The 19328-nt window shown below is 63.2% G+C and carries 22 protein-coding genes; 10 read left to right on the forward strand and 12 right to left on the reverse strand.

The annotated features are described in order from the left end of the window. Nucleotides 1–11: 11 nt before the first annotated feature. Nucleotides 12–509: a GAF domain-containing protein gene (locus AC3WRC_RS01530; RefSeq protein ID WP_492302615.1), complete on the reverse strand. Its 498-nt coding sequence runs from the start codon at nt 507–509 to the stop codon at nt 12–14. 143 nt (nt 510–652) lie between these two features. Between AC3WRC_RS01530 and AC3WRC_RS01535 the strand changes: the two genes are divergently transcribed. Continuing rightward, nucleotides 653–1150 carry a hypothetical protein gene (locus AC3WRC_RS01535; protein ID WP_492302617.1) on the forward strand — a complete coding sequence of 166 codons (498 nt, stop codon included), beginning with the start codon at nt 653–655 and terminating at the stop codon, nt 1148–1150. A gap of 22 nt (nt 1151–1172) precedes the next feature. Here the strand turns inward: AC3WRC_RS01535 and AC3WRC_RS01540 are convergent, their stop codons facing one another. Continuing rightward, on the reverse strand, nt 1173–2723 hold the full coding sequence (locus AC3WRC_RS01540) for a PAS domain-containing hybrid sensor histidine kinase/response regulator (protein WP_492302618.1): 1551 nt from the start codon (nt 2721–2723) through the stop codon (nt 1173–1175). Nucleotides 2724–2972: 249 nt separating this feature from the next. On the opposite strand from AC3WRC_RS01540, the gene AC3WRC_RS01545 reads away from it, so the two are divergent. From AC3WRC_RS01545 to AC3WRC_RS01555, 3 genes are all read left to right on the forward strand, one after another. Next, entirely contained in the window at nt 2973–3431 is a 459-nt protein-coding gene (locus AC3WRC_RS01545) for a MarR family winged helix-turn-helix transcriptional regulator (protein WP_492302620.1), read from the forward strand. Between the two features lie 114 nt (nt 3432–3545). Next, on the forward strand, nt 3546–5156 hold the full coding sequence (locus AC3WRC_RS01550; RefSeq protein ID WP_492302621.1) for a methyl-accepting chemotaxis protein: 1611 nt from the start codon (nt 3546–3548) through the stop codon (nt 5154–5156). Nucleotide 5157: 1 nt separating this feature from the next. Then, nucleotides 5158–5418 (forward strand): hypothetical protein, encoded by a 261-nt coding sequence (locus tag AC3WRC_RS01555; protein WP_284876610.1) that lies wholly within the window; start codon nt 5158–5160, stop codon nt 5416–5418. Nucleotides 5419–5615: 197 nt separating this feature from the next. On the opposite strand, the gene AC3WRC_RS01560 is transcribed toward AC3WRC_RS01555, so the two are convergent. From AC3WRC_RS01560 to AC3WRC_RS01575, 4 genes are read right to left on the reverse strand one after another with little or no spacing between them, the layout of a single operon-like run. After that, the gene (locus AC3WRC_RS01560) at nt 5616–6077 is read right to left on the reverse strand and encodes a DoxX family protein (RefSeq protein WP_492302622.1); all 462 of its coding nucleotides are present in this window, start codon (nt 6075–6077) and stop codon (nt 5616–5618) included. Then, nucleotides 6074–6832, reverse strand: a complete 759-nt coding sequence (locus tag AC3WRC_RS01565; RefSeq protein ID WP_174085226.1) for an HvfC/BufC N-terminal domain-containing protein — start codon at nt 6830–6832, stop codon at nt 6074–6076. Before AC3WRC_RS01565 ends, AC3WRC_RS01560 begins: the two co-directional genes overlap by 4 nt. A gap of 7 nt (nt 6833–6839) precedes the next feature. Then, nucleotides 6840–7703, reverse strand: coding sequence for an MNIO family bufferin maturase (bufB, locus tag AC3WRC_RS01570; protein ID WP_492302625.1), 864 nt, complete (start codon nt 7701–7703; stop codon nt 6840–6842). A 14-nt stretch (nt 7704–7717) separates the two neighbouring features. Beyond that, nucleotides 7718–8008, reverse strand: coding sequence for a BufA1 family periplasmic bufferin-type metallophore (locus AC3WRC_RS01575; RefSeq protein ID WP_055805874.1), 291 nt, complete (start codon nt 8006–8008; stop codon nt 7718–7720). 197 nt (nt 8009–8205) lie between these two features. Here AC3WRC_RS01575 and AC3WRC_RS01580 point away from each other — a divergent pair, with 197 nt between their 5' ends. Together AC3WRC_RS01580 and AC3WRC_RS01585 are read left to right on the forward strand one after the other, a co-directional pair. Further along, nucleotides 8206–8733 carry a sigma-70 family RNA polymerase sigma factor gene (locus AC3WRC_RS01580; RefSeq protein ID WP_373427513.1) on the forward strand — a complete coding sequence of 176 codons (528 nt, stop codon included), beginning with the start codon at nt 8206–8208 and terminating at the stop codon, nt 8731–8733. Then, the gene (locus AC3WRC_RS01585; protein WP_492302626.1) at nt 8723–9364 is read left to right on the forward strand and encodes an NrsF family protein; all 642 of its coding nucleotides are present in this window, start codon (nt 8723–8725) and stop codon (nt 9362–9364) included. The genes AC3WRC_RS01580 and AC3WRC_RS01585 overlap by 11 nt, the downstream gene beginning before the upstream one ends. Nucleotides 9365–9994: 630 nt before the next feature. On the opposite strand, the gene AC3WRC_RS01590 is transcribed toward AC3WRC_RS01585, so the two are convergent. From AC3WRC_RS01590 to AC3WRC_RS01600, 3 genes are all read right to left on the reverse strand, one after another. Further along, nucleotides 9995–10237 carry an acid shock protein gene (locus AC3WRC_RS01590; RefSeq protein WP_055752995.1) on the reverse strand — a complete coding sequence of 81 codons (243 nt, stop codon included), beginning with the start codon at nt 10235–10237 and terminating at the stop codon, nt 9995–9997. A 94-nt stretch (nt 10238–10331) separates the two neighbouring features. Further along, the gene (locus AC3WRC_RS01595; protein ID WP_492302627.1) at nt 10332–10556 is read right to left on the reverse strand and encodes a hypothetical protein; all 225 of its coding nucleotides are present in this window, start codon (nt 10554–10556) and stop codon (nt 10332–10334) included. Between the two features lie 16 nt (nt 10557–10572). Next, entirely contained in the window at nt 10573–10875 is a 303-nt protein-coding gene (locus AC3WRC_RS01600) for a hypothetical protein (RefSeq protein ID WP_492302628.1), read from the reverse strand. Between the two features lie 188 nt (nt 10876–11063). Between AC3WRC_RS01600 and AC3WRC_RS01605 the strand changes: the two genes are divergently transcribed. Further along, nucleotides 11064–11342 (forward strand): hypothetical protein, encoded by a 279-nt coding sequence (locus AC3WRC_RS01605; protein ID WP_492302630.1) that lies wholly within the window; start codon nt 11064–11066, stop codon nt 11340–11342. Nucleotides 11343–11898: 556 nt separating this feature from the next. Beyond that, complete coding sequence (locus tag AC3WRC_RS01610) at nt 11899–14622, forward strand: hypothetical protein (RefSeq protein WP_492302632.1); 2724 nt, start codon at nt 11899–11901, stop codon at nt 14620–14622. Nucleotides 14623–14952: 330 nt separating this feature from the next. On the opposite strand, the gene AC3WRC_RS01615 is transcribed toward AC3WRC_RS01610, so the two are convergent. Next, nucleotides 14953–16344 carry a hypothetical protein gene (locus AC3WRC_RS01615; RefSeq protein WP_492302633.1) on the reverse strand — a complete coding sequence of 464 codons (1392 nt, stop codon included), beginning with the start codon at nt 16342–16344 and terminating at the stop codon, nt 14953–14955. A gap of 232 nt (nt 16345–16576) precedes the next feature. On the opposite strand from AC3WRC_RS01615, the gene AC3WRC_RS01620 reads away from it, so the two are divergent. Both AC3WRC_RS01620 and AC3WRC_RS01625 read left to right on the forward strand, forming a co-directional pair. Beyond that, nucleotides 16577–16840, forward strand: coding sequence for a hypothetical protein (locus AC3WRC_RS01620; protein WP_492302635.1), 264 nt, complete (start codon nt 16577–16579; stop codon nt 16838–16840). 559 nt (nt 16841–17399) lie between these two features. After that, nucleotides 17400–17858 (forward strand): hypothetical protein, encoded by a 459-nt coding sequence (locus AC3WRC_RS01625; RefSeq protein ID WP_492302636.1) that lies wholly within the window; start codon nt 17400–17402, stop codon nt 17856–17858. Between the two features lie 76 nt (nt 17859–17934). Here the strand turns inward: AC3WRC_RS01625 and AC3WRC_RS01630 are convergent, their stop codons facing one another. Further along, the gene (locus AC3WRC_RS01630) at nt 17935–18645 is read right to left on the reverse strand and encodes a DUF6456 domain-containing protein (protein ID WP_492302638.1); all 711 of its coding nucleotides are present in this window, start codon (nt 18643–18645) and stop codon (nt 17935–17937) included. Next, nucleotides 18642–18998 carry a hypothetical protein gene (locus AC3WRC_RS01635; protein WP_017505853.1) on the reverse strand — a complete coding sequence of 119 codons (357 nt, stop codon included), beginning with the start codon at nt 18996–18998 and terminating at the stop codon, nt 18642–18644. The genes AC3WRC_RS01630 and AC3WRC_RS01635 overlap by 4 nt, the downstream gene beginning before the upstream one ends. Nucleotides 18999–19328: the final 330 nt, after the last annotated feature.

Consider the following 19328-nt stretch of genomic DNA (forward strand, 5'->3'; position numbering starts at 1 on the left):
ACCGGCCCCGATCAAGCGTCGGCGAACACCTTCGCCATCAACCGCTCCAGCGCCTCTTGATCGTCCGTATCGAAGGCGGCCGGCGTCGTCGCATCCACGTCGAACACTGCGATCAGAGCGCCTGAGGCGTCGCGCACGGGCACCACGATCTCGCTGGCCGAACGGCTGTCGCAGGCGATGTGGCCGGGGAAGGCGTGCACGTCCTCGACCAACTGCGTCTGGCCCGTCGCCGCTGCCGCGCCGCACACTCCGCGCCCGAACGCGATGCGCAGGCACCCCAGCGTCCCTTGATAGGGCCCGACCACCAGCTCGTCCGCCTTGTCCGGCGCCACGACATAGAAGCCGGTCCAGAAATAGTGCTCGAACGCATCGGCCAGCATCGACGCCACCGTCGCCATTCGCGCCGTCACATTCGGCTCGCCGTCCAGCACGGCCAGGATCTCCGCCTCGACCTCCAGATAGCGCGCCGCCTTGTCGGCGGGACGATCGTTGCGGGCGACATAGGCCATGGAAAACCTCCTGAGCGGGACAGGCTGGCGATATAGGCGAGCGCTCGGCCGAAGGGGAGGGGCGCCGTCATTCGCCGCCGCTTCGGCGGGAACGCTTGCATGCGCCCCCGTGTTGGCGCTGGGAGACAACGACGGAGGCTCGCGTGACATCCACCCTTTCACGATCGCTCAGCCTGATCGCCGCCCTGATGCTGTCGGCCGCCGCAGCGGCCTGCGGTCAGGACGCCGGCGCGCCTGCGCCGGCTGACGCGACGCAGACCCCCGCGCCGTCCGCGCCAGAGCCGACAGCACCGCCCCTGGAACCGGCGAAGACCGGCGCAAGCCCCGCCGCCTCGCCGTCGACATCCGCGACGCCGACGGCGTCGCGCAAGCCCTGCTATCTCTCGGTCGACGGCAAGGTTCTGCTCGACGAGCCCTGCCTCGTCTATCCGTTCGGCGACGGCGGCTACACGATGAACGCCTGGTCCGAGGGCAAGCCCAAAAACTCACATTTCGCCGTCGTCGTCCTGATGGCCGACGGCTCGGCCGACGCCACCTGGAACGCCGATCCCGATGACGACAAGGCCGGCGATCGCCTTGGAACGGTTCGCCTGGACGGCGACTGCTGGATCAACGACCGCGCGCGCATCTGCGTGCGGTGACCCTCGTTTCGAAGCCCCGCTTTCATATCCAGTGATAGCGGGCGGCGTTGTTTAGGAGGCGGGCGGATTCGAAGATCAGGTGATCGGCGGACAGGGGCTTGGGGATAACGACGTCGGCGCCGGCGCGTGAGGCCAGATCGCGATGGTTGGACGAGGCGTTGGCCGTCAGCATGGCGATCGGGAGCCTGTTGATCTCGCGCTGCTGTTCGCCTCTGCGGATGCTGCGGATGGCCTCGACGCCGTCCATGACCGGCATCTGCATGTCCATCATGATCAGGTCGTAGGCGTGCGCTGACCACAGATCGACGGCTTCCTGGCCGTTTTCGGCGACATCGATCTGACAGCCGAAGCCGCTGAGGAGCGCCTGGACGACCTGCTGGTTGACGAGATTGTCCTCCGCCAAGAGGATCCGCGCGCCGTAGAGTCGATCCAGCGCTTCCACATGGCTCTCGCCTTCGTGGGTGATCTCGCCGCTGGGATCCATCGGCAAGTCGAGAACGAAGAGCGTTCCCCGACCGGGCTTTGAGCGCACCCTGAGGCCGCCGCTCATCAGCTCCGCCAGACGACGACTGATGGAGAGGCCAAGGCCCGTGCCGCCGAACCGCCGCGAGATGGAATCGTCGGCCTGGCTGAACGGCGAGAACAGCAGTTTGGCCGTCGATCGGTCAAAGCCCATGCCGGTATCGGCGACGCGGATGCGAAGACGCCCGGACGGCGTCGAGTAGCGCGCATCGACCAGCACCTGGCCGACCGCAGTGAACTTGATGGCGTTGGAGACCAGGTTCAGCACGATCTGACGCAGGCGGGCCCCGTCGCCCATGAGATGGGCTGGAAGACCGTCCAACCGGGAGATCAGCTCAAGTCCCTTTTCGCTGGCCAGCGGCCGCATCAGATCGACCGCGCCGGAGATGGTGTCGGACGGCGCAAAGGGTTCGTCGACAAGGTTCATCTCGCCGGCCTGGATTTTGGACAGGTCCAGCACGTCGTCCAGGATGCGCCTCAGCGTTTCGCCGGACTTGATGATCAGATCGACCTTTTGACGCGCATCATCGGGCAGGTCGGCGCCTGACAGGGACTGCGCCAAGCCCAGGACGCCGTTCAACGGTGTGCGAACCTCATGGCTCATCGTCGCGAGGAAGGTGTCGCGCAGAGCCGCGGCGCGTTCGGCGACGAGCCGCGCTTCAGAAAGCGCCTCCAGAGCCAGCACATGTTCGGTCACCTCGAAACGGATGGCCGTGTAGGACGTCGGGCCCTCGGGACCGCTGAGCGCCGGCACGATGGTCGTATCGACCCAGTATAGGCTGCCGTCCTTGCGCCGGTTCCGCAACGTGCCGGTCCAGACCTTGCCGCTGCGGATCGTGCGATACAGATCCTGGAAGAAGGCCTTGGAATGCAGGCCGGAGTTCACGATCCGATGGGTCGAGCCGATCAACTCTTCTCGGCTGTAGCCGCTGACTGCGACGAACTTCTCGTTGCAGTCGGTGATGACCCCATGTCGATCGGTCGTCACCAGGATAGCGGCGACTTCGAGCGCTCTTCGAAGCTCGGCATCGAGCGCGCCTCCCGTGCTCATCCCCAGCGATCGTGTCGCCGTGACTGGGTGGGTGGGATGTCTTCTGACCGACGCCATCGGCTCTTTCCGGTTGTTGCCTCGCCACTTTGTTTCCAAAGGCTTGCGCGGCAATCTAGGATTGCGCCGGTATGAAATGATTTCCTTCTGGATGCGCTGTTAGAGGTTCGGTAGCCCTAAGGGTTGACCTTCGTCTATCTTGCAGGTTGCGGCCAATCCTGTCACACCGGACCTATGGGTGTTCGGGGAACGATGGATGAGTTCACCGTGCGGGCGTTCGATGATCCCGCGATGGCGCTCTATGCGCTCGACACCGCCTTACTCGAACTCGATCGCCAGCTTGATCGCGTCCTGCGCGCCGATGGTCAAAGCAATGCCGCCGTCCGCGCCTTGAGCCTGATCGCCGGCGAGGGCCGTCGCGGTGTCAAACAATGCGCCCTGGGATCGACGCTTCAGGCGCCGCCGGCCTCGCTGTCGCGTCTGGTTGATCATCTGGTTCGCGCCGATCTCGTCAAGCGTTCGCCCCATCCGAACGACCGGCGTGTCACCATGCTGGAAATCACCGAGGCAGGCCGCGCTGTTCTCGAAGATCGGCGGTCCCAATACGGTCGTCTGGCCGGCCTTTTGACCAGCGAGGGTCTGAAGACCGCCGCCCAGCTGATCCCGCTGCTGCAGACCATGGCGAAGGACGTCGGTCATACCGCGACCTGACGTCAGACCGGCGCAAACAATGCTTCCGCTGTGAAACAGTCTACAGGCTGAAGAGACTTCAACCGGCCTTTAGATCGAACCTCGTCCAACTGACCGCCATGCAAGGGGGCCGTCATGTCGGACGCAATGAATCTGGACCAAAGACTTCGCTTCTTGAAGATGGACAAGGCCGCAAGGTCCCGCCTCGCCGACGCCAGGCCCGTCATCGAGGCGGCGCTTCAGCCCAGCCTTGAAACCTTTTACGCTCAGGTTCGCGCGACGCCGGACGTGGCCCGCTTCTTCGGCGCGGAAAGCCAGATCGCTGGAGCCAAGGACGCCCAGGCGCGACACTGGGGCCTGATAGCCTCAGGCGCCTTTGATCCGGCCTATGTCGAGGGCGTGCGCCGCATCGGCCAGACCCACGCCCGCATCGGCCTGGAGCCGCGCTGGTATATCGGCGGCTACGCCCTGGTCCTGGAAGGGTTGATCGAGGCGATCGTCACATCCCACGCTAAGACGCGGTCGCTGTTTTCGAAGCGCGATGACGGCAAGGCCTTGGCGGCGACGCTGGCCAGTGTGGTGAAGGCCGCCATGCTCGACATGGATTTCGTCATTTCGCTGTATCTGGAAGCCTCCGAGACCAAGCGCCTGGAGGCGGACCAGAAGCGCGCAGAGGCCGAGGCCGAACAGACGCGGGTGGTGGAGGATACGGCGGCGGCTCTGGCGGCCCTGGCGCAGGGTGATCTGCGAACCCGCATCGCGTCCGACTTCACCGGCGGCTACGCGCGCCTGAAGACCGACTTCAACACCGCCATGCAGCGTCTCGACGACGCCATGGCCGAGATCGCCGGCAATACGGGCGCCATGCAGCTGGGCGCCGCCGAAATCAGCGAAGCGGCCGACGACCTGTCGCGGCGCACCGAGCATCAGGCGGCGACGCTGGAGGAAACGGCGGCCGCGCTGGACGAGATCACCGCCACGGTGAAGCGGGCGGCCGAAGGCGCCAGTCGCGCCGCCGCGGTCGTCGAAACCTCTCGTCAATCCGCAGAGCAGTCGCGCGAGGTGGTCAGCCGCGCCGTCGAGGCCATGACCGCGATCGAACAGTCGTCGTCGCAGATCAACCAGATCATCGGCGTCATCGACGAGATCGCCTTCCAGACCAATTTGCTGGCCTTGAACGCCGGCGTCGAGGCCGCGCGCGCGGGCGACGCGGGGCGCGGGTTCGCCGTGGTGGCCTCCGAGGTTCGGGCCCTGGCGCAGCGTTCCGCCGAGGCGGCCAAGGAGATCAAGTCGCTGATCACCACCTCGTCCGTCCAGGTGAAGTCCGGCGTCACCCTGGTCGCGGAAACGGGCGACGCCCTGTCGTCCATCGTCAAGCGCGTCGCCGAAATCGACGAGCTGATGAACGAGATCACGGCCTCGACGCGCGAGCAGTCGACGGCGCTGGAAGAGGTCAACACCGCCGTCAACCAGATGGACCAGGTGACCCAGCAGAACGCCGCCATGGTCGAACAATCGACGGCGGCCAGCCACAGCCTGACCTCTGAAAGCCGTCAGTTGTCGGATCTGGTCCAGCGCTTCAGCCTGACACGCGAAACCGCGCTGAGCAGCCGAGCCCTCGCCGCGCCAACGCCACGCAAGCCGAGCGCGACCCGCCCCACGCGTCCGGCCGCCCCGCGATCCTCCGGTTCGGCCGCGCTGGCCGTCGTGGAGGAGGCGGACATAGCGGACTGGGAGGAGTTCTGAGATGAGCGAAGGAAGCGCGAGCTACCGGATGACTCTGGCCTGCGGGCGGCTTTTGATGCTGGACGAGATCAATGCGCTGACGTCGCGCTGGAACGAAGCCCTGGCCGCCAGCCAGACCGACGAACAGACCTTCCAGACCATATCCAACGCCTGGCGCGACATGGGCGCCTTCATCAGCCGCGCCGTCTTTCAGAACGCCGCCGACGTTCGCCGACTATCGCTCGAACACCGCTGCCAAAGCGCCGGAAACGACAATGGCTGAAGCGATTGCTCAGACCGCGTTCTGACGACCCGGTGCGCCGGGACCACTTAAGAGTGGCCCAACCGCCAGGTGAAAAGCACGTAATCTTTCCGGCTGCTGATTAATGCAGCCTGTGATGGCACCTCCGTTTGTTCTGGATTTGCGTTGACGGCACGCAGCTAGGGACGCCGGAAAGCAGACTGAACAAGCTCGGCGGATCAGCTTCGTCGGCCCAGCCAGTGATCGAAACCAATCGGCCCGGCGCCGAACCTGATGATGTAGAGCAGCACCGTCGCCCAGAGCAGGTGGGTCGGCCAACCGAGGGGATAGACGAAAACCTCGATCACTATGGTCATGCCCAGAAGCGCGAGCGCGGCGAAGCGCGCGCCGAGGCCGAGCACCAGCAGGATCGGGAACAAATGTTCCGAATAGGTCGCCAGGTGGGCGGCGATATCGCTGGGGATCAGAGGCAGTCGGTATTCCTCGGCGAACAGAGCATAGGTGCTGTCTGTGATGGTCAGCAGGCCCTCCACCTTTGTCCGGCCGGAAAGAAAAAAGATCGCCGCGATTGATACGCGTGCGATCAGGCTGAGCACCGGCAGGGAGATCGCGGCCTGGGCCAGGCGTGGGAGGGCCGCCAAGAAGGGGCGCGGCGACGATGCGGCGGTCAGTTCGGTCATTGTGGCGCTCCGGTATCGATGCGGGTGAAGGCGCCGCTCAGAAGCAGATCTCTGAACAGCTCGGACAGATTGGCTGCGGGATCGGCGGCGAGGGCGGCGAGGGCCGCCGCTCCGACAGTGCGGCCGTGACGACAGGCGTCAAGGAAGGCGAACTGGGGCCGGTTCAGCCGATGGGTCTGGACCTCCATTTCCGGACGCACGATCAACAGGCCCTCAGGGGACTGGTCCCACAGCATGTCTTCCGAAGGCATAGCCAGACGATTGGCCAGCCAGATCGATGGCGCGGTCCAGTCGAACCAGAAGACTTGCGCAGACGGATGCAGGACCGCGCTGCCGGCGTTGAGAGCAGTGTGCGACAGGGCGGCGACCGTCCCAGGGCGCAGGGTCGGTGCGTCAGCGGCGCGGTGCGCGCGGCTCCATGCGCGATCAAGACGGGCGACAGGCGGCAGAAACGGAAGTTCAAACGCGGGCGGAAACGTCGCCAGCCACTCCGGGAAGCCCTCGCCATAGGCATCGAGAACCGGGGAGGAGGGAGGCGCGCTGTCGGCGTAGATCAGAGCGGCGTCGCGAAACCAGTCCGGACCGACCAACCGTTCGACAGTCGGATAGAGACCCGCCAGGGCGTCGGCACGCCCCTTGGCCACCGTGTTTCGATAAACCGCCAGTCCGGGCGCATTTGGGTCCGCCAGCCACGGTGTGAGCATGGAGCCTTGCCCCTGTAAGGCCAGGGAGAAGCTCGCATGAAATGACAGCATCGGATCGTCAGGCGGCGCACTGGACATGGCAGGCCTCCATTATAGCGACGGCTTGATCGCGTTCGGCGATCAACTCGGCGAAGTCGGGGATGTTGTCGTCGCGCTCGATCAGCGTGGGACGCGGCCCGATCCGCATGAGTGTCTCGGCATAGAGGGACCAGACGGCGTCGCTGACCGGCGCGTCGTGGGTATCGATCAACAGCGCCTCTGCGTGGGCGGGATCGGGCGCAAAGCCGGCCAGATGGATCTCGCCGATAAGATCGGCCGGAACGGCCGCCAGATAGTCCGACGGGTCTGCGCCCAGATTGTTGGCGCTGATGTGCACATTGTTCAGATCGAGCAGCAGGCCACAGCCTGTCGCGGCGGCCAGTTCGACCAGGAAGTCAACCTCCCCCATCTCGTGGCCTTTCAGGTCAAGGTAGAGGGACGGATTCTCGATCAGCAGGCGTCGGTCCAGTGCGTCCTGCGCGCGCCCGACGTTGTCGCTGACCCGCTTCAACATCTGTCGGGTGCGCGGAAACGGGAGCAGATCAGGATGATAGACGCCGCCGCCCCGCGACCAGGCCAGATGCTCGGACATCAGAAACGGCTCGAACCGGTCAGCGAGCGTCTTGAGCCGCGCCAGATGCTCCGGGTCCGGCGCCTCGTCTCCGCCGAGCGACAAGCCGACACCGTGCAGCGACAGAGGCTTTTCTCGACGGATGGCCTCCAGCCATTTCAAGCGAGGGCCACCATCGACCATATAGTTCTCAGGATGGACCTCAAACCACAGACCGGCCGCCGCAGACGCCAGAGCCTCGTCGTAATGGCGGGCCTTGAGGCCCAGTCCCACAGTGGGGACAGGCGTCGTGGCGGTCGATCCATGGTTCATCAGTCCAGTTCCGATCAGCGCGAGACTGGCGTCAGCGAGCCGTTGCCGCGCGGGGTGCGGATGCTGGTGCAGGTGCCGGCGGGCGTGTGCTTCCAGGCGTTGCCCTGATAGTCGCGCACCGAGGTGCCGGCGCAGGTCGTGCCGGGGCCGGCGGCGCAGTCGTTCTTGCCGGCCAGAGCGATGCCGTAGCATTTTTCCATGGCGGCCGGTTTGGCCTCGGGGTTCCTGGTCGATTGGGCGTGCGCCATGCCGGCGCCGGCGGTCAAGGCGACTAGGGTGGCGGCGGCGATCTTGGTGCGGGTCATGCAAGAGGTCCTTCTCAAAAGGCACGGCCGTTCGTGGCCGCTGAATCCGCCTTTCGCCGACGACCCGCCGCGCGTTACATTTTCGAGCCAACTATTTTTCGTGCATCATTTTGCGAGACGCCATGTAACCGTCGCGGTCTCCGCAGCGTAGGTCGCAGTCGCACGTGCTTGACCGGGAATCACAACTCAAAGCCTTGATGCTCAAAGGCCTGGACGGTGACGCGCAGGCTTGGCGCGTGCTGCTGTCGGACCTGGCCGCGCACCTGCGGCCCTTTTTCAAACGCCGTCTTTTCAACGGAGAAAGCGACGCGGAGGACCTCGTGCAAGAGACCTTGATCGCCATTCACGCCAAGCGCGCCACATGGGATCGCAACCAGTCGTTCACGGCCTGGGCCTTCACGATCGCCCGCCACAAGCTGATCGACCACCTGCGCCGCCAAGGCCGACGCCTCACCGAGCCGCTGGATGACGCAAGCGTGCTGCTGGCCGAGCACACGGTCGAGGACGGGGTCATGCGACGCGATTTGACCCGCGCCTTGTCGATCCTCCCGGCGCGACAGCGCGCCCTGATCCATGATGTGAAAGTCACCGGGCTGAGCGTGGCCGAGGCGGCCGAGCGTCACGGCTATTCCGTCGCCGCCGCCAAGGTCAGCATCCATCGCAGCTTCAAGGCTCTGACCGCGCGCTTCGCGGCTGGAGCAGCAGGGTCCAACGATGAAGACTGACGACCTGATCACCAGCCTGGCGCTGGACTTGCCGCCGACGTTCCGAAGCGACATCGACCGTCGTGTGCTGCTGTTCATGCTGCCGGCGGCGGGCGTCGCGCTTGCTGGTGTCGTTTGGTGGCTGGGATTGCGACCGGATCTGATGTCGGCCGTCGCCGGACCGACCTTCTGGGCCAAGGCGGCCTATACGGCGGCCCTGTGCGTCGCGGGCTTCTGGCTTCTGGATCGACTGGGGCGGCCGGGCGCTTCGCCGCGCCGTCCCGCAATCCTGCTAGCCGCCATTTTGGCCGTCGCTGCAGGATGGGCTGTCGTGGAGTTGCTGGGCGCTGCGCCTGACGCGCGGATGGACATGGTCATGGGGCGCTCCGCCAGGGTCTGTCCGACGAACATACTGTCGCTGGGCGCTCTGGCGGCGCCTTTCATATTCTTCGGCGCGAGACGGTTCGCCCCTGTGAAGCCCGCTTCCGCCGGCGCCGCCGCCGGTCTTCTGGCCGCAGGGCTGGCCGCGACCGTCTATGGCCTGCATTGCCCCGAGCACACGGCCGCCTTTGTGGCGGTCTGGTACACCTTGGGCATGGGCCTCGTCGCGGTCCTGGGCGCGGCTCTGGGTCGTTTCACCTTCCGCTGGTGAGTGTGCATGCGACACTGCCGTTAAGCGGTCTTGAGCCGCTGAGTGGCCCTGACAAACTAGTGCTCGCGCCGATTGCTTACCGATGAGAGCCGAGGCGCTTCAGTAGTAAATTGAGTCGACAAGTCAAATCACCCGCCTGGGCGAGATGAGTTCGGCACTATCAGATGTGAAATGCAGGCTATCGCAGCGAGGCATCGTCAGTTGTTCACCTGTGAAACTGGCAACCTGTGATCTGGCCCAGGGCCTACAGCCCGCAGCGGCCACAACAAATGGCCCCATGATCGATATGCCGCCGCCTGTATCAATCACAAAGGTCCCCGTCTGACCGCCGATCTCCGCCGATACGGTCCGTAGGCCGAAGTAGTCTCCCAAGGCCGACACTTGAGGCTGGCTCAGCCCTTGGCGGCCTCGCTGGATATGAGAACTGCCGCTAATGTCGCGACCACGCCTTCTCCCCGTCTCCAATGCTGACGCTAGATGCTCGCTGGATCGGGCTTGAGTGACAAATCGGCATCTGGCAGCAGGTGTTGCGGCGGCCGCGGCGCCTGCAGGCGGCGCAAGAGACGAAAGACCGCCACCTCGTAGGATGACGGCCTCAACGCTTAGCCATCTAACAATGGCCGCAGCCTGTCAGGGGCACATGAAGTAGTAGTCGTAGTGGGTGTTGTCGAAGTTCGTCGTGTCGCCGAAATTCACATCCGGGCTATTGCAGAACACTTGGGTATTGCCGACGTTTTGGCCGTTCCGAAAATAGGTGATTATCAGCCATGGGCGCTCGGCGGCCTGAGCCTGGGTCGGAGCGAGTGTGGCCGCGCCAACGGCGGAAGAGCTCAGCATTGCAGCCGCTAGAGCGAGATGGACCAGCTTCTTCATGATGGTGTTCCTATCGAAAGATCCGCCGCAGTAACGCGGTCGGAGATCAAGGTTTGCATAGTCTCGATCCTTGCGGGCCGACGTATTTGGAAACTCAACCTTCCTCAGGCGGGCAGGCCATTGCGCCGATCTGCCAGCGCTGGAGGCAATTGTAGAATTGAGGATCGTTCTCGTAGATGAATTCCTCCGTGCCACAGTAGACAGCACCATCAGCGTAGGGACAGTAGTTGCCGGGCGCGGCCTGTGCACCGGTCGTGGCGATGGCGGCCGCGCAGAAGGCGGCGGCGGCGATGGTTGTGCGAATGGTCTTCGTGATCATGTCAGCTCTCCACCTTTCAGAAATATTCGGTGCCGTTGGCAGTGCACCAGCCGACGTGCTCCTGGCTGTAGAATGCGGTCTGCTGGCCGTAGGTGTACTGGCTGCTTCCCGCCCAGATCGGGCTGCCCCAGCCGCCGTAACAGACACCTTGGTTGCGGCCGACTTCCTCGGTTTTCGAGGCGTCGCTGTAGTAAACGACATCGTACAGGGCGACCCGATCGCCAGGGCCGGATATTTGCGCGGATGGCGCCGTCGCGGTCAGGGCGGCGATCGCCACTGAACCGGCGGCGATGAAGGACAGGCGTAGCGGGTTCTTCATCACATACTCCATTTCTCCAAAAGCGGAGGCTACCTCATACCGGCACCTAGGAGTTGTGATGTCAATGCGAAGATTCCCCTGTGACGCTTACAATCATGGTTTATGACACGCCTGTGAGTTGATTTCGATCAGCCCTGGGCCGCTCCTAGAACAGCACGCGATAGGGCGTGCACATGGGAGTGAACACGATGAAAATCCGCGTCAAAGCCCTGCTGGTCGGCGCCGCGTTAGTCGCTGCAGCCGGCGTGACTACGGCCTCAGCTCAGGCCGACCTGACGGCCTACAGCTACGTCTATTACGCCGACGCTGCAAAGACCGAATACCTTGGCGAAGTTTCCGATCGTGGATGTGGCGGCTGGGGCAGCAACGTCTATGTTCTGAGGGCCAACGTGCCGTCGCCCTACTATGATGCGACGCCGATCTATGTCTGCACTGGCAGCGGCCCCATGCTGCCAAACGACTTCTGAAAGCAGTTCGCCCTCGAAAGGCCGCCCCGGTTCCCCGGGGCGGCCGTCGGTATCTCAACCTGCGGGCGTTACACAGTCTTGATAGACTTGAGGATCGTCACACGTCCAATAGCCGCCAAAGTCCGTAGTGGTGAAGAAACAGCCGCTCCTTAGCAGACAGCCTTCATCAGTGGCGCTCGCCATAGTTGGCGCTACCAGAGAAGACCCGACAAGAGCCAGCGAGGCAACTACAGTCCTAAGCGTCTTAGTCATCGCATTTCTCCAAGGGAGCTGATCTCCCAATAGACAATGCGTCACGAGATTGTAGAGCGAGCAATCACCAATCGTCATTAATGGCTGCGACATTCCGTCGGTGACTCCACAATGGGCCGTCGACATGCCAGCTTCTCGCGATGCGCAACCTGTATCGCCAGCGCTCCGGTCCCCAGGCCATCATGGACATGACGAACGCCATGCGCTCGACGGTCGGAAGACCTGTCGAATAACCAAATGTGCTGGACGATCTACCGGCGCGTGTGCCAATCCGAGCGCCAGAAAGATTTTGGGTTGAGGAACTATGCCGGTCATCACTGGAACGACGGGAAGCGACACACTGATCGGGACAGCCGACGTCGATGAAATCTACGGCCTGGACGGCGATGATGTCATTGACGGCGGCTTTGGTGCAGACCGCCTCTACGGTGGAAGCGGGAACGACATCTTCCGCTTCACGTCGGTCTCGTTCACCTTCCCCACGCCGCCTACGGGTACGATTGATGGCGGCGATGGTGTCGACGAAATCGACGCGCGTTCTATCTCCCCGGGCGCGGTCAACATTTTCTCAGCGGACAATCGTCAGTTTCGCGCTGGGAATCAGGGCTTCAGCCTCACAAGCATTGAGGTGATTAGGCTCGGCTTCGGCGCGGACACGATCGATATCGGGTCGGCGGGCGGCTTCGGCGTGTCAGTCTACGCGGGCGGAGGCAACGACAATATTTATACGTATGCCGACGCTTCCGTTTATGGCGAAGACGGCGACGACAGCTTTTTCCTGTCTGGCTCATTCGGCGGAGTGGCGCGAACCGGTCTCGTTGACGGCGGTGCAGGCATAGATCTGCTAAGAACGAACATTGCATTCACGGTTGATCTGGCAGCGGGCACAGCGATATCGGGCACCTCGACGTTCGCAATCTCCAACTTCGAAAACGTCACTGCCAGCGTCACCTCCGGGTACGATGCGACTGTTAGGGGAGATGATCGCGACAACGTGCTGACCACAAGCAACACCTACGGCCAAGCAGGCCGTGCATTCTTTGAAGGCGGGGGCGGCAATGACACCCTCATCGGCAATACCGCCGCCGATGTTCTCTCCGGTGGCGACGGCAACGACCGGCTCGACGGTGGCGATGGGGCTGACCTCCTGAACGGAGACGCTGGAAACGATATCCTGATCGGCGGCGCCGGAGCGGACGTGTTACGGGGTGGAGACGGTTTCGATCTGGCCCAATATCAAAACGGCGTCGCAGGCGGGTATCTGATCGTTGATCTTCTTGACGTTTCGCAGAACACTGGCGAGGCGGCCGGCGACACTTACGACTCTATCGAAGGCGTTATCGGGTCGGTCGGAGACGACATCATCCGCGGCGCCCTGGGCGCCGATTTCCTGAGCGGTAGGGAAGGCAACGATGTCTTCCTCGGCCGCGGCGGCGGCGACACATTCGACGGTGGCGCAGGCTTAGACACGGTCTGGTACGATCAGGCGGCGGTCGTCGACCTCCAGACGCCGTCGAGCAATTCAGGCGCGGCGGCGGGTGACGGTTTCACCTCAATCGAACGTATCGTCGCGTCAGATGGTGACGACATCATTCGCGGCACATCCGGAAGGGACTACTTTGTAGGCCGTGGCGGCAACGATGTGTTTCTCGGACGCGGAGGGGGAGACGTCCTCGACGGTGGCGCCGGCATCGACACCGTTTGGTATGAGAGCAGCGCCATCGTGGATCTGCTGAACTCATCGACCAATGGCGGAGCGGCAACCGGCGAAATCTATGCGAGCATCGAGCGCGTCGTTGGCTCCAACAGCGATGACGTCATGCGTGGAACAACCGGAACTGACTATTTTGTCGGTCGTGGTGGCGACGACGTGTTCCAGGGGCGCGGCGGTGGCGACTTCATCGAGGGCGGTGATGGCCTCGACACCATCTGGTTTGACGACACGGCCATCGTCGATCTTGCCGGACTGACGGCCAATGGCGGCGCCGCGAGCGGAGACACCTACAGTTCTATCGAACGCGTCGTTGGATCCAATGGGTCGGATGTCGTGCGCGGAACGGCTGGCGCAGACTATTTCCTGGGCCGCGATGGCGACGACGTCTTCCTGGGGCGTGGCGGCGGCGACATCATCGATGGCGGTGCTGGCATTGATACAGTCTGGTACGACGAAGGCGTCGCCGGCGGCACGCTCCTGATCGATCTGCTGTCCTTTGGCCGAAACACAGGGACAGCGGCCGGTGATCAATACACGTCGATCGAACGTGTCGTTTCGTCCAACTCCAACGATTACATCCTCGGAACCAACAATCGCGATTACGTCCTGACGCGTGATGGCGATGATGTCGTCGAGGGTCGTGGCGGCGATGACGTCATCGACACGGGTTCAGGCAATGATCGGATCGCCGGCGGGCAGGGCGTCGACATTCTGACCGGCGGGCTAGGACGCGACTCCTTTATCTATTTCGGGGCGCCGGAGGGCGGTGATTTCATCACCGATTTTGAGTCCGGAAACGATCAGTTTGAGCTGCACGGGCTTCACCTGACCGGCGACGCCTGGTTTGTCGCCGGTACGACAGCGACGGCTGCCCAGGCGCAAGTGATCTGGGATTCCAGCACGAACCGCTTGCTTTACGACGCCGACGGCACGGGCGCCGGTCAGGCGGTCGTCTTGGCCACTTTGCAGAGCGGCGCGAAGGTGGTCGCGGGGGATATTTCGCGCGTTCAGACCAGCGGGGCGGCTGACTTCGAAGACACCTACAGCATCAAGAGCTGGGACGGTCCTCAGACTTTGCCGACTGACCTGATCAGGCACGCGTCTGACGATGGTTTCGTAATTCCGGACCATGATATCACAATGCTGCCAACGCCATTTGAAGCCGCCACCCCAACCGAAGGCGTGCGCCTTCTACTGGACACATGGACGCCTTCCAACAGCGCGCGTCTGACCGGACTTGTGGACGCAAGTGATCTCGCGTTTTCGGTCTTCGAAGACACGTCCCACCTGAGGTATGACTACTGGTCGCTGTGACGAGCCTGTACTTGTATGGTTTTTGGTTTCGGCCCGCCCTTTTGAAAGGGCGGGCTTCTCCAAGCTTTCCAAATATTATGGTGACACCGCCGGCCGGATAACCTCATTGTCACCCCATGAGTTTCTTGGTCACGTTTCTGATTAGCGCTGACAGCTTGTTGAAGCTGCTTACGCACCGTGAGCGCATTCTTTAGCCCAGTCGCGTCGGAGTATTGGGCTGGCCTCGACACCTATCCATCGACCCTGTTTGATGCGATCCGCTGGACCTTGCCGGTGCCTGCACTAGAGAGCGTGGGGCGATGTCGCGCGCGGGTCCCACGGCCTCACGGCTCAGACGCTCACGAACGAGCCGGTGACAGCCACGCCAGTCTGCGGCGTCAGCGGAACGATCTTGTAACGCAACGAGGTCGCCCCACCCGAGAGCCGTAGCTGCCCGGTGAACATTTGAGGACGGGCCGTGAGATTGACCCTGATCACCGAGGAGGCAATCTCGCGGCCGTCGGCATCGAGTTCAGCAAGCGCGATGGCCGCCTGACCGGTCCCGCCCGGCGCCCAAAGTAGTGAACCGAACGACAAACGCGTGTCACCTGCGCGCGCAGTAAAATCTTGGCTCAGGGCGGCCAATCCCGATTCCGATGGAGCGGAGATGACAGCCGTGCAGTTGCCGTTGCCCGACCAGGGGGGCACGTCCAGCCAAGTCAGGCGCAGGTCCCGCGACATGGTCCAGGGCGAGGCGCTGCATTCGCCATCCGGCAGCGACGGCAGGTAGCCATTCCGAAGCCGGTTGGCCCCTGTGTAGAGCGGATCGACAGGCCACGTCGGCGCCCGAGCATCGACTGGCGACCGACCGTCAGGATCCCACGGCGTCGCCAGCGGCATGATCACCGACCAGTCGTGGCAATCCGCCATGTAGAATGGCTTGCCATGCAGTGTGAGATCATGAGGACCTGTGGGGCATTGAAGCCGAACGACTTCGGATGTCTCGCCTGTGCCCTGACGCCAGGCTTCCCATCGCGTGACACCGTATTCGCGGGTGAAATAGTTGAACTCCGCCGATGCATGACCGGGCGCGAAGTGGGCGACCCGCAGCGTGTCGAGTACCTTGCCGCTCTCATATCGATGCTGCGGATCATGGGACCACTCAACCGTCGAAGCGACGGCGTTTATCTGTCCGCGACACGTCGCGGCATTTTGGGTTGGCGAGGGCTTTGCGCCCGGCGTGAATGCTTGCTGCCCGCTTGGAAAAAGTAGCCAGCCGGCGGCGCGGCAGTCGCCGGTCCACCAGGGTTGCCATCCGCCGCCCTGGTCGAAGGTGCCGCGAAAATACACGTTCTCTCGATCAGCCCCGAGGATGTTGTAGCCGCCGTTCTCAGGGTTGAAGTGCACCATGTTCGGGAACAGCGGATTGGTCGACAGGTCAGAGACATAGAAATAGGTCTGCACCCCCCGCGAAATCCCATTCACGTCAGCGATTGGATAGGAGTCGCTGATCTGCCCTTCGGTGAAATCGACCTTATGATAGGGAAGCGGCTCGCCAACCTGCAGCTTCCTTCGCGATCCGGGGCAGGCCACGGGATCTGCCGGCAACGGACGACCGTTGGCGTCCACGCATACCATCTGCACAAGATAATCGGCGGCATCGACTGGCGGCGGGGGACTGGCCTCTCCCGGCGCGCAGCTTGCGGCGAGGCATGCAGCAGCGAGCGCCAGAACTCTCATCATCGTTTCCGCCTGTGTTCGTTTTCTCGATCTTTGAGACTCTATCGTGGCCGCATTGCGAACAGCGAAGGTGTCCGGTTTGACGGTTGAGGCTTCGACCACTCATCGACAAGCTGCCGCCAGCCTGCAGGCCAGTGTCCTCCCTCAGCGCCGAGCCTGCGGTAAGAATCGACCCTTAGCGAACCTCGGCTTGCTCCGCTTGTGGCAAACCTGCGGGTCTGGGAATGATGGCTCGATGACCAAAGAGCACTATCCTGACGCGATCCCTGCCGCTGAAATCGTCGATGAGATCGGAAAGCGAAGGGTCGCCGATCCGGCGTTTCGCAATGGCTACGAATGTTTGTTCATCGCAGAGCAATCGACAAGACCTTCCATGGAGTTCTCGCTTCTTCCGGCAGGCCTCAACTCCCCGGATTGGAGATCATACGTCGTCCGACAGGTTCAACGCGCAATGGAAGACGCTCGCGTCGGCGAAACCGTCTACTTTGATGCCGACTGATTTCGTCCGCTATCCAACCGCCCGACCATCCGCTGCCGATCCATTGCGGACATTGTTAGCTGCGGCGAGACTTGGAAATTCTTTGGGCGACGGCGACGGTTATCGCCTTGTGGAACTGAAAAAGTAGCCAGCAAATAAGCGCCGAGAACGGGACGTAGAGCCAACCCTGCAGCTGCAAAGGCGGGTCTACCGTCAAGGAGATAGTTAACCAAACCACCCAATAAACCCGGAAGAACCAAACCAGCACTTTGACTGCAAACTTGGTCTTTGTTCCAAGTTCAGGCTCTGACGCCCTTTGTCGTTTTCTAGGAGGCGGGATCGGCGCCGTCTTTCGCTCTAACCCTTCTATCGCTTTCGTAAGATCGCGAAGCCTGGCTTCGCTGGATGGTGACTCATCACTCATGACCTATGCTACCTGGGACAATGCCAGCGTTCTACCCTTACCGATCATCACTGCGCTCGCTTTGCGGTCGTTAGGCCAGCGTCCGCTTGTCTCGGTGAAGAGCACGACCTAGATCGACCCATTGCGGATGCCGCCGGTCAATGCTCAGTTCAATGCATGTCCTCGCGCTGGATCTATTGGCCCTCCTTACTACTCGCGGCGGTCGGCGGTGCGGTTGTGGTCATCAGCGCCGCATACGAACCGGCACGGGCAACGCTTGCCAGTCCCCTTGCGCTCTTGGCGGCTGGGGTCGCCATTCTTCTCTTTCTGCGGATGCTTTTTGATCCGAGGTGCCACAGGGGTATTAAGGTTGCGAACCAAGAGATGATGGGCGGCTACGGGTTTCAGTTTCGCCTCACCTCCGTTTTGGACCCTCAATGGGGTATCTTTGGGCGCCGTACGGGATCGCCGCTTTTACTAACAATCCGGATGGTTCTTCTCATCGAGGTCGTTGTGGTGACGCTGCTGGTGCGCGAGGTGCCCGTCCTCCAACTTCTGGCGTGCGCATCCTTCGGGGTCGTGATGATGCTCTCGCTGCTGCACGTCGCAAGCACCAGCCACTCCGTTGGTCGGTGAACGTCCGCTTCCCACCCAAAGCCGACGTTCGCCGCGTCCGGACCGCCCATCAGAAATTGAGTGCAATCTGTGCACTTCATCCGATCCCATAATGATCCGCCAGCGCTTGCAGCGCCTGTTTCAGCACGGTCTTGCCCTGGCGACGGCGTAGGCCCAGGCCGGTTTCCGCCAGTTGCAGGCTGTCGCCGTGGATGCAGATGCGGGTCAGGATGGGGCGAAGGCGCGGGCCGACGGCGGTCAGGGCCTGTTCGATGCGGCGGGCGGCGGACAGGGCGCGGTCGGTCGGCTCCATCCGCGCGGCGGTTCCCGAGCCGGAGGTCGGCAGGGCGTCCCAGCGCATGGTGACCGAGGCGCCCTTCGTCGCCTGTTCCGCCTCGCGTCGCAGCCGTTCGCCGGCGGCGGCTTCAGCCGGGGTCAGCCAGGGGCGGCCGGACGCATCCTTGCGCCGCGCCAGCCAGGCGATGGGGCTTTCGCCCAGATTGGCCCGCGCGCGGACCATGCGGCCGTCCGGCTGCATCAGGTCGCGCTCGCCCGCCACGAAGCCGGGACGGCCGGGAGCAGGGGACGGCGTCGGGTCCGGCTGGGCGCGTCCCGACCAGCCGCCGCCGGGTCGCACGCGCAGGCCGGGCTGGTCGATCAGGGCGCGAAACTCGGTCTCGGTCAGCGTCAGGCTGATGCGGCTGCGGCGATCGGGCGATAGGCGCAGGGCATAGGCGCCGCCTTCGGCCGACAGCCAGGCGCCGGGCTTGGCCATAAGATCGCGTGCGCGTTCCAGAAGCCGGCTCATTGCGGCAGCTCCAGGCGGGGCGACTGATACAGGCCCTGGATGCACCCTTCGAGGTCGTTCATCAGGTCGTCGATGCTGCGCCGTTCGCGCTCGTCCTCGACCCAGCGGCAGGCGGCGCCGACGCTGGCGCGATTGACGCCGAAAACGTGGCCGACCCGCTCCAACGTCCAGCCATAGGCGACGTGAGACAGATACATGGCCAGCCAGCGCGGGCGGGCCGCGCGCGGGTTCATCCGGCCCCGGCCGGTCATCTGCGACGGATGGGCGCCGGTGCGCGCCGCGATCAGATGAATGGCCAGCCCGGCCTTGACCTGGTCCTCCTCGGTGACCGGCACCCTGTAGTCCTCCAGCACGAAACGTCTCCCTCTCACGAACTCTCGACGCCGGCATCATAGGCGGCCGCGACGTCGCGATAGGAATATAGTCCTACTGTGCGCCAAAATCGGTCGTGGCAGCTTAACCGCCTTGGGGTTGCAGGTGGGACGTCGTGCGTGAGGGAGGCGGGGAACGGGCGATATGTCGCCCAAAACACGGGGGCGCAGGTTCAACATGGTTAATAAATCTCGAATCGTTGACTCCAGCCCCTCGACGCCGATTCGCAAATCAGCCTAGATTCGCCTCAATTGGATGGCGTTAACCCTTCTTAAGGTTTTCACGTCTTAACTTGCGAACAAGGTTACCCG

This window comes from Brevundimonas sp. EU05-FHT14B07, assembly GCF_058790795.1.

Excerpts from the sequence above, each read along its gene's own strand:
- AC3WRC_RS01530 (WP_492302615.1), bottom strand. The coding sequence starts at position 509 with ATGGCCTATGTCGCCCGCAACGATCGTCCCGCCGACAAGGCGGCGCGC.
- AC3WRC_RS01540 (WP_492302618.1), bottom strand. The coding sequence starts at position 2,723 with ATGAGCACGGGAGGCGCGCTCGATGCCGAGCTTCGAAGAGCGCTCGAA.
- AC3WRC_RS01545 (WP_492302620.1), top strand. The coding sequence starts at position 2,973 with ATGGATGAGTTCACCGTGCGGGCGTTCGATGATCCCGCGATGGCGCTC.
- AC3WRC_RS01550 (WP_492302621.1), top strand. The coding sequence starts at position 3,546 with ATGTCGGACGCAATGAATCTGGACCAAAGACTTCGCTTCTTGAAGATG.
- AC3WRC_RS01555 (WP_284876610.1), top strand. The coding sequence starts at position 5,158 with ATGAGCGAAGGAAGCGCGAGCTACCGGATGACTCTGGCCTGCGGGCGG.
- AC3WRC_RS01560 (WP_492302622.1), bottom strand. The coding sequence starts at position 6,077 with ATGACCGAACTGACCGCCGCATCGTCGCCGCGCCCCTTCTTGGCGGCC.
- AC3WRC_RS01565 (WP_174085226.1), bottom strand. The coding sequence starts at position 6,832 with ATGCTGTCATTTCATGCGAGCTTCTCCCTGGCCTTACAGGGGCAAGGC.
- bufB (WP_492302625.1), bottom strand. The coding sequence starts at position 7,703 with ATGAACCATGGATCGACCGCCACGACGCCTGTCCCCACTGTGGGACTG.
- AC3WRC_RS01575 (WP_055805874.1), bottom strand. The coding sequence starts at position 8,008 with ATGACCCGCACCAAGATCGCCGCCGCCACCCTAGTCGCCTTGACCGCC.
- AC3WRC_RS01580 (WP_373427513.1), top strand. The coding sequence starts at position 8,206 with ATGCTCAAAGGCCTGGACGGTGACGCGCAGGCTTGGCGCGTGCTGCTG.
- AC3WRC_RS01585 (WP_492302626.1), top strand. The coding sequence starts at position 8,723 with ATGAAGACTGACGACCTGATCACCAGCCTGGCGCTGGACTTGCCGCCG.
- AC3WRC_RS01590 (WP_055752995.1), bottom strand. The coding sequence starts at position 10,237 with ATGAAGAAGCTGGTCCATCTCGCTCTAGCGGCTGCAATGCTGAGCTCT.
- AC3WRC_RS01595 (WP_492302627.1), bottom strand. The coding sequence starts at position 10,556 with ATGATCACGAAGACCATTCGCACAACCATCGCCGCCGCCGCCTTCTGC.
- AC3WRC_RS01600 (WP_492302628.1), bottom strand. The coding sequence starts at position 10,875 with ATGAAGAACCCGCTACGCCTGTCCTTCATCGCCGCCGGTTCAGTGGCG.
- AC3WRC_RS01605 (WP_492302630.1), top strand. The coding sequence starts at position 11,064 with ATGAAAATCCGCGTCAAAGCCCTGCTGGTCGGCGCCGCGTTAGTCGCT.
- AC3WRC_RS01610 (WP_492302632.1), top strand. The coding sequence starts at position 11,899 with ATGCCGGTCATCACTGGAACGACGGGAAGCGACACACTGATCGGGACA.
- AC3WRC_RS01615 (WP_492302633.1), bottom strand. The coding sequence starts at position 16,344 with ATGATGAGAGTTCTGGCGCTCGCTGCTGCATGCCTCGCCGCAAGCTGC.
- AC3WRC_RS01620 (WP_492302635.1), top strand. The coding sequence starts at position 16,577 with ATGACCAAAGAGCACTATCCTGACGCGATCCCTGCCGCTGAAATCGTC.
- AC3WRC_RS01625 (WP_492302636.1), top strand. The coding sequence starts at position 17,400 with ATGTCCTCGCGCTGGATCTATTGGCCCTCCTTACTACTCGCGGCGGTC.
- AC3WRC_RS01630 (WP_492302638.1), bottom strand. The coding sequence starts at position 18,645 with ATGAGCCGGCTTCTGGAACGCGCACGCGATCTTATGGCCAAGCCCGGC.